The sequence below is a fragment of the Paracoccus sp. (in: a-proteobacteria) genome (genome assembly GCF_030604785.1).
Lineage (GTDB): Bacteria > Pseudomonadota > Alphaproteobacteria > Rhodobacterales > Rhodobacteraceae > Paracoccus.
Map to the genome: position 1 here is coordinate 1 of NZ_JAUVVF010000073.1, position 6,337 is coordinate 6,337.

Sequence of the window (6,337 nt, forward strand, 5' to 3'; positions counted from 1 at the left end):
CATAGGCGCGGAACTCGCCGAAATACTTCGTGATCGCAGCCGTCAGCGTCGTCTTGCCGTGGTCAACGTGACCGATCGTGCCGATGTTGACGTGCGGTTTCGTCCGTTCAAACTTTGCCTTTGCCATGGAATGGCTCCTTGTTCGTCAATGCGTGTGGGGTAGCGGGGCCGAAGCCCCGCCGCAAGATCAGGCGTATTTCTTCTGGATCTCGTCCGAGATGTTCTGCGGCACGGCCTCGTAATGGTCGAACAGCATGGTGAACACCGCGCGACCCGAAGACATCGACCGCAGGTTGTTGATGTATCCGAACATGTTGGCCAGCGGCACGAAGGCGTCGATGACGTTCGCATTGCCGCGGCTGTCCTGCCCGCGGACCATGCCGCGACGGCTGGTCAGGTCGCCGATGATCGAACCGGTGTATTCTTCCGGCGTCACGACCTCGACCTTCATGATCGGCTCGAGCAGCTTGGCGCCGGCCTTGCGCAGACCTTCACGCATCGCCGCACGCGCGGCGATCTCGAAGGCCAGGACCGACGAGTCGACGTCGTGGAACGCACCGTCGAGCAGCGCGACCTTGAAGTCGATCACCGGGAAGCCTGCCAGCGGACCCGAGTCCATGACCGACTTGATGCCCTTTTCGACGCCGGGGATGTATTCCTTCGGCACCGCGCCGCCCACGATCTTCGACTCGAACGAGTAACCCTCGCCCGGCTCGGTCGGGGTGATCGCCAGCTTGACGCGCGCGAACTGGCCGGTCCCGCCGGTCTGTTTCTTGTGCGTGTAGTCGATCTCGGCCGGCTGCGAGATGGTCTCGCGATAGGCCACCTGCGGCGCACCGATATTCGCCTCGACCTTGAACTCGCGCTTCATGCGGTCGACCAGGATGTCGAGGTGAAGTTCGCCCATGCCCTTCATGATCGTCTGGCCCGATTCGAGGTCGGTTTCGACGCGGAAGGACGGGTCTTCGGCAGCCAGGCGCGCCAGGGCGAGGCCCATCTTCTCCTGGTCGGCCTTCGACTTCGGCTCGACGGCGATCTCGATGACCGGCTCGGGGAAGGTCATCGTTTCCAGAACGACCGGGTTCGACGGATCGCACAGCGTGTCGCCGGTGGTCGTTTCCTTCAGGCCCGCCAGCGCGATGATGTCGCCCGCAAAGGCCTCCTCGATCTCCTCGCGGTTGATCGAGTGCATCATCATCATCCGGCCGACGCGCTCGCGCTTGCCCTTGGTCGAGTTCATCATCTGGTCGCCCTTCTTCAGGACGCCCGAATAGAGGCGCGTGAAGGTCAGCGAGCCGACGAAGGGGTCATTCATGATCTTGAACGCGAGGCCCGAGAAGGGCTGCGCGTCATCGGCGCGACGCTCGATGTTGCGCGTCTCGCTCTCGTCGCCCGGCGCGAAGCCCATATAGGCCGGCACGTCCAGCGGCGAGGGCAGGAAGTCGATGACCGAGTTCAGCAGCGGCTGCACGCCCTTGTTCTTGAAGGCCGAGCCGGCGGTGACCGGGAAGAAGGACAGCGACAGCGTGCCTTTGCGGATCAGGCCGCGCAGGGTTTCCTCGTCGGGCTCGTTGCCCTCGAGATAGGCTTCCATCGCGGCGTCGTCCTGTTCGACGGCCAGCTCGATCAGGTTCGAGCGCCACTCGTCGGCCAGGTCCTGCAGCTCTTCACGGATCGGCTGACGGACCCAGCTTGCGCCGAGGTCTTCGCCCTTCCAGACCCATTCTTCCATCTTGATCAGGTCGACGATGCCTTCCAGCTTGTCCTCGGCGCCGATCGGGAAAGCGATCGGGCAGGGGGTGCCGCCGGTGCGGTCCTTGATCATCTTCACGCAGTTGAAGAAGTCGGCGCCGATCTTGTCCATCTTGTTGACGAACACGATCCGCGGAACCTTGTAGCGGTCGGCCTGGCGCCAGACGGTCTCGGTCTGCGGCTCGACGCCGGCATTGGCGTCCAGAAGGCAGATCGCGCCGTCGAGGACGGCCAGCGAACGCTCGACCTCGATGGTGAAGTCCACGTGGCCCGGCGTGTCGATGATGTTGAAGCGGAACTTCGTCTCGGACGTGCCTTCGGTGGTCGGGTCCTCCTGGCGCTGCCAGAACGTGGTGGTCGCGGCAGACGTGATCGTGATGCCGCGCTCCTGCTCTTGCTCCATCCAGTCCATGGTCGCGGCGCCGTCATGCACTTCGCCGATCTTGTGCGACTTGCCGGTGTAATACAGGATACGCTCGGTCGTGGTCGTCTTGCCGGCATCGATGTGGGCCATGATGCCGAAGTTGCGGTAACGCTGCAGCGGATATTCGCGTGCCATGGTCTGAATCCTCTTGCCTTACCAGCGGTAGTGGCTGAACGCCTTGTTGGCGTCTGCCATCTTGTGCGTGTCTTCGCGCTTCTTGACGGCGGTGCCGCGGCCGTTGACGGCATCGGCCAGCTCGCCTGCCAGGCGCTCTTCCATCGTGTTCTCGTTGCGCTTGGCGGCGGCGGCGATCAGCCAGCGGATGGCCAGCGCCTCGCGGCGGGTCGGACGGACCTCGACGGGAACCTGGTAGGTGGCACCGCCGACGCGGCGCGAACGCACCTCGACCGAGGGCTTCACGTTATCCAGCGCCTCGTGGAAGACTTCGATCGGCTCGCGCTTCAGACGGGTCTGAACGCGGTCGAGCGCGTTGTAGACGATCCGCTCGGCGGTCGATTTCTTGCCGTCAACCATCAGGTTGTTCATGAATTTGGTCAGCACGCGATCGCCAAACTTGGCGTCGGGCAGGACATCGCGCTTTTCAGCGGCGTGACGACGGGACATGGATGCCTCTCCTTACTTCGGACGCTTCGCGCCGTATTTCGAACGACGCTGACGACGGTCTTTGACGCCCTGGGTATCCAGCACACCGCGCAGGATGTGGTAACGGACACCCGGAAGGTCCTTGACCCGGCCGCCGCGGATCAGCACGACGCTGTGTTCCTGCAGGTTGTGCTTTTCGCCCGGAATGTAGGAGATGACCTCGAAGCCATTCGTCAGGCGGACCTTGGCCACCTTACGCATAGCGGAGTTCGGTTTCTTCGGCGTCGTGGTGTAGACGCGCGTGCAGACGCCGCGCTTCTGCGGGCAGCCCTGAAGGTGCTGCGACTTCGAGCGCTGCACTTTCGGCTGCCGCGGTTTGCGGATCAGCTGTTGGATCGTCGGCATTCGGTTCCCCGTCTTGCTCTGTCAATACTCGCAACCAACCGGCTGCGCCACTTCTCGACCGCATCCTGCGCGAATCGCAAAATGCCAAACCCGTCCGGCCCATGAAGGGCTGACGGGCATCATTCCAGAGGATCGGGGCTAGGAATGGCCCGGATCGTGACCGCATTTGGTTCTGGCACCCGGACAGTCGCCTCCCGGGTAGCGGCGCTATATGGGGAATCGTGGGGAGTGTCAACCGCGCCCCCCTGCCCCGCGCCCAGCCCCGCCCCCGCTGTGGCCCGCGCTAAAGAAGGTCGCGCGCCATCTCCTTGAGGTCGCCGCGCCGCAGGCCGAAACGCTGGCGCAGCTGGCGGCCCTGCTGGTCCTCGGGCAGGTCCCAGGGCAGGCCCGGCCCCATCGAGCCGCTGTCGCTGTCTCCGTGGATCGAGCGGATGAACATCAGCGGCCGGTTGATCTGGACCCCCGGCATCCATTGCGCCAGCTTGGAATGGTCGTAATGCAGGGCGGTCTCGGGCGCGTCGGGGCGCAGGAAGATCGTCAGCGCGACCCCCATGTTGTGGCACAGACGCGGCGTCACGCTCATCTGCCCGGCCTCGGCCTTCAGCATCAGGCCGCGCCCGTAATCCAGCGACAGCTTGCCCTCGGTTTCCCAGAGGCCCTGGACAAGCGCGAAATCCTCGCGCGTGCGGGCGACGTAATCCAGCGCGACTGCATCGTCGTCGTCATGGCGGAAATGCCCGATCACATCAGCCGAAGGGTCGACATGCGGGGCGATCGCCGCGCGGCAGGCGACCAGGTGCCGTTCCATCGGGGGGACCAGCTCCAGCCGCAGCTGCGGGATCTCACGGCAAAGATCGCGCAGGCGGGACATGAAGGGCTCGGGCAGGTCCGGTCCGGTCATCACGACCAGCGTGAAATCCGGATCCGTCTGCGCGCGCCAGCCCGGCAGGGCCAGCCGGGTGAACCATTGCCAGCGCCGCTCGAGCCGGGCGGGATCATAAAGATAGGCCCGTCTTTCCTCGTAACTGGAATGTTCGACCTGATAGCCGCGCAATCCCACATAGGAAAAGCGGCACAGGCCCAGCATCTGCACCTTCATGCGCGTCGCCCCAACCTGCTTTCGCGCCAGATCGTATAGATCCCCGCGCCCACGACAAGCGCCGATCCGGCCCAGGTCCAGGCATCCGGCCATTCCCCGAAGACCAGCAGCCCCAGGATGATCGCCGCCAGCAGCGAGGTATAGCGGAAGGGCGCCACGGCCGAGATCTCGCCCACCCGCATCGCGGCCACCGCCGTGACATAGCCGACCGACAGGAACAGCCCGGACAGGCCCAGCAGCACAAGCTGGCGCAGGCTCGGCGCCTCCCATCCCTGGAACAGGCTTAGGGCAAGGCCCATCGCCGTGACGGCGGCGGCGGCGTAGAAGGCGATCGTGGCCGAGCCGACCTGCGCACCGAAGCTGCGCGTCGCCAGATCGCGCAAGGCGACCAGCAGCATCGCCCCAAGCGCGACCAGCGACCAGATCCCGAAGGCTCCGGTGCCGGGCCGCAGGATCAGCAGCACCCCCACCATGCCCACCAGCACCGCCGTCAGCCTGCGCCAGCCGAGGCTTTCGCCGAAGAACAGCGCCGCGCCCAGCATCACCGCCAGAGGCAGCGCCTGCATGATCGCGGTCAGGTCCCCGATCGCCATGTGCTGCAAGGCGTTCAGGAACAGCACGGTCGAGCCCAGTTCGCCCAGCAGGCGCAGGCCCATCGGGCGGCGGGCCGTGCGGTCGATCCGCAGCCGCAGCCCGCCCTGACGCTGCGCGAGCAGCGCGATCAAAGCCATCACGACCATCCCGCGCAGCGCGATCACCTGATAGAGCGGCAGGTCCTGCGACACGAACTTGACCACCGCGTCATTGCAGGTGAACGCCACCATCGAGGCGCACATCAGCGCGGCCCCGCGCAGATTGTCTCCGGGCTTCAACGGCTCGGGGCGGATCGAGGCGGGCCGCACGCGGCGCAGGGGCGAGATGAGGGCCTTAGCCATTCTTGCCCTGCCCCTGCGCTGCGGCCGCCTTGGAACCCTCGCCAAGCGCGGCAGCCAGCGCCGCGCGGTCCAGCCCGAAACGACGGCCAAGGATGTCGTCGATCTCGGCATCCTCAGCCTCGACCCGGTTGCGACCGATCAGATGCCCGCCGCTGTCATTCACGTCGTGATGTCCCCTGATCCACATGGGGCGGTCCGGAATGGACAGGGTCGCGACCTTGGCCCAGACCTTGTCGTGCCGGTAGTTCATCGCGGACCGGACCTTGCCGCCGGTGAAATAGAAGCTCTGCGCCAGCCCCCAGTTCGGGGCCATCTCGCGATGCAGGCGCAGCCCGCCGTGCCGCCATTCGGCCACCAGACCGTTGGTGTAATTCACCACGACAGGATGATGCGGGTTCAGCAATCGCTCGACCAGCCGGAAATCGGCGCGCACGCGGCGCACATAGTCCAAGGCGACCGCATCGTCATCGTCCATTCGGAACTGCGCTACCACATCGGCCGACAGGTCGGTATGGCGCGACAGGGCCTCGCGGCACATCGCGGCCTGACGGTCCGGCGGCAATTGCTCCAGCCGGATCTGCGGAACGGCCTCGGCGATCGTGCGCAGACGGCCGATCCACGGTTCCGGCAGATCGATGCCGGTTGCCACGACCAGGGTGAAGTCCTGATCCTGCTGCCAGATCAGAGGCGGAAGGCACAGATTCTCGAACCAGGCCATGCGGCGCGACATGCGGTGGGCGTCGTAGAGGATGCGCCGGTTCGCGGCGAGATCGGTGCCCGTTGTCTGGAAGTCTCCCGAAGCCAGCATCGAGAAGCGGCAGAGCCCCAGAACCTGAATGCGCATGACCCCTCCGCCTCCGTGGTGGCGAGTATTGTCAGCACGGCCCGAGGGTCAAGCCGGGAATGCCGCAACGATAACAATCCGCTTCCGGCGCGGCCGGAGCGCGGGGGTCGTCAATGAAAAAGGCCCGGCGCGGGGCCGGGCCTTTTCCCATGTCTTGACGCGATCAGGCTTCGCTGTCGCCGCCGAAGCCGGTCTCGACCGGAGCGGCCAGAGCGGCGGCAGCCTCGGCTTCGGCGCGGCGCGCCTCGATCACCTTGGCATCGCGTTCCGAGGCG

General features: G+C 65.6%; 7 protein-coding genes. All 7 read right to left on the bottom strand.

Annotated features, from left to right (window positions below):
* Positions 1–127: GTP-binding protein (locus QAR72_RS15355; protein ID WP_304617595.1), on the bottom strand; the 127-nt coding region annotated here is incomplete at its 3' end.
* Between the two features lie 60 nt (positions 128–187).
* A complete protein-coding gene (fusA, locus tag QAR72_RS15360; RefSeq protein ID WP_304618252.1) occupies positions 188–2,311 on the bottom strand; it encodes an elongation factor G in 2,124 nt (707 codons plus the stop codon).
* Positions 2,312–2,329: 18 nt separating this feature from the next.
* Complete coding sequence (gene rpsG, locus QAR72_RS15365; RefSeq protein ID WP_304618253.1) at positions 2,330–2,800, bottom strand: 30S ribosomal protein S7; 471 nt, start codon at positions 2,798–2,800, stop codon at positions 2,330–2,332.
* Between the two features lie 12 nt (positions 2,801–2,812).
* The gene (rpsL, locus tag QAR72_RS15370) at positions 2,813–3,184 is read right to left on the bottom strand and encodes a 30S ribosomal protein S12 (protein ID WP_022705687.1); all 372 of its coding nucleotides are present in this window, start codon (positions 3,182–3,184) and stop codon (positions 2,813–2,815) included.
* A 283-nt stretch (positions 3,185–3,467) separates the two neighbouring features.
* Positions 3,468–4,283 carry a glycosyltransferase gene (locus QAR72_RS15375; RefSeq protein ID WP_304618254.1) on the bottom strand — a complete coding sequence of 272 codons (816 nt, stop codon included), beginning with the start codon at positions 4,281–4,283 and terminating at the stop codon, positions 3,468–3,470.
* Complete coding sequence (locus tag QAR72_RS15380; RefSeq protein ID WP_304618255.1) at positions 4,280–5,218, bottom strand: DMT family transporter; 939 nt, start codon at positions 5,216–5,218, stop codon at positions 4,280–4,282. The genes QAR72_RS15375 and QAR72_RS15380 overlap by 4 nt, the downstream gene beginning before the upstream one ends.
* Entirely contained in the window at positions 5,211–6,062 is an 852-nt protein-coding gene (locus tag QAR72_RS15385) for a glycosyltransferase (RefSeq protein ID WP_304618256.1), read from the bottom strand. Before QAR72_RS15385 ends, QAR72_RS15380 begins: the two co-directional genes overlap by 8 nt.
* Positions 6,063–6,337: the final 275 nt, after the last annotated feature.